The following is a 1734-nucleotide window of genomic DNA, read 5'->3' as shown; positions in this document are numbered from 1 at the left end:
CGCAGAAGCTGTTCAAGCCCGTCTCCTCGGTGATGTCGAAGGCTCGGGCGAGGTCGCGGGCCCGCCATGGTTGACCGGGCCGGGTGCCCATGAGTTGGAGGACGGCTGCTCGGCGACCTGGCGGCCGGCCGGAGGCCGGCCGGGTCGCTGGTCGGCGCGTGGGCTGGGTGCGGCGGGTTCGCGGTGAGCGCTGGGGTTTCGGCTTCCGGGGCGGCCTGGGTGTCGGTGTGGGCGGCTCGCGGATGACGACCTCGACGGCGGCGACGGTGGTGCTGGTCAGGGGCCTGTTGGTGTCGGTGTGGGCGTGGTAGCGGGAGATCGGGGATTTCACCTTGCGGGCGGAGAACCGGTGTCGGCGAGCGGGCAGCAGCCCGGCGAGCACGGCCCGGCCGATGTCGCCGACCAGGTCCACGTCCGGGGTGACGATGTTCGCGGCGGTCACGACGCTCTCGCGGGCCGCCTGAAGGGCGATGGTGAACCCGCACCGGTCGGGGTCGGTGCCCGGTGCGCACTCGGCGGCATCGACCATCACGGTGCGAAGCACCTGGTAGAGCACGAGCAGCGCCCACATCTCCTGCTCGATCCCGACCGGGTCCTTGGACCGCAGAACCCTGCCCCGCAAGATCGTGTGGCGGAAGGCGAAGAACGCCGACTCGACCTCCCACCGCTCCCGGTAAAGATCGATCAGGACCGGGGCGGGGTCGGTGCGGTGGCAGGTCAGCGTGGTCAGCAGCCGGTAGACGCCGGTCACGACCGAGCCGTCGGCACCGGTCACTGTGACCTTCGCCTCGATCACCCGCAGCGTGAGCCCGCCGATCCGGGCCAGGTACGAGCCGTCGGGCAGCACCGCGGCCACCGCCGGGCGGCGGGAGGCTTTGGCCCGCACCAGGAAGTGCGCCCCGGTGGCGACGATTTCCTCAAGCAGGTCGTTGCCGTCGAACCCGCGGTCGTTGAGGATCAACATCCCGGCGCGAAGGTGGTGCAGCAGCTTGGCGGCATACGCCCGCTCGCCGGGGGCGGTCGGCCCGAACACCGCGCCGATCACCCCGCGGGTCCCGGTCTCCACCAGCGCCATCAGCATCAGCGCCGGGTATCCGGCGAACCCCAGCCGATACTTGATCTTCCCGAAGCGGCCTCGGTTCCGCTCCGCGTCCGGGACTTTGATCGACGAGCAGCCGTCGAACGCCACCGTGCGCAGCCCCCGGTAGCGCACCCCGGGCGTGTGCGGCTGCGCCAAGGGACCGGCCAGCACGTCGAACAACGCCTTCAACGGCGCTGGACCGACCCGGCGGCGCAGGTCCCGCAACGCCTTCTCCGACGCAGACGACACCGGGTACCCGGACAGGCCGGCCGTCAGCTTGGACCACACCCCGGCCACCCCGACCGTCTCGAACATGGCCATCGCCAGCACCACATACACCCCGACCCGCGAGGGCAGATCCCGCAGCCGCCGCTGCACCGTCCCGGTCTCGGCCAACACCGCGTCCACCAACTCGAACGGCACGACCTGCGTCAACTCGCCCAGATGACCGGGCGCGAACACCCCCTCGGCGACCGTGATGGCGCGGCTGAGCGTGACAGTGGCAGACTTCGACAACAACGAGACCTCTGATTCGGGACAGTCTTGGCGGACCGCCCTGATCTATCAGAGGTCTCGTTCTCTATGCGCGCTGCTCAACACGCCAGCACCGATCCGCTGGACAAGCACCCGGAATCCTTAACTTCGCGGCCTTG

At 70.3% G+C, this 1734-nt stretch carries 1 protein-coding gene; it reads right to left on the bottom strand.

Annotated elements, in window-relative coordinates:
- On the bottom strand, positions 1 to 1597 hold a 1597-nt coding region (locus KGA66_RS28825; RefSeq protein ID WP_211472742.1), incomplete at its 3' end, for an IS4 family transposase.
- Between the last annotated feature and the right edge of the window lie 137 nt (positions 1598 to 1734).

Origin of the sequence: Actinocrinis puniceicyclus, assembly GCF_018283645.1 — a bacterium.
In the GTDB taxonomy this organism is placed as follows: Bacteria; Actinomycetota; Actinomycetes; order Streptomycetales; family Catenulisporaceae; genus Actinocrinis; species Actinocrinis puniceicyclus.
This window is presented reverse-complemented; position numbering and strand designations above follow the sequence as displayed.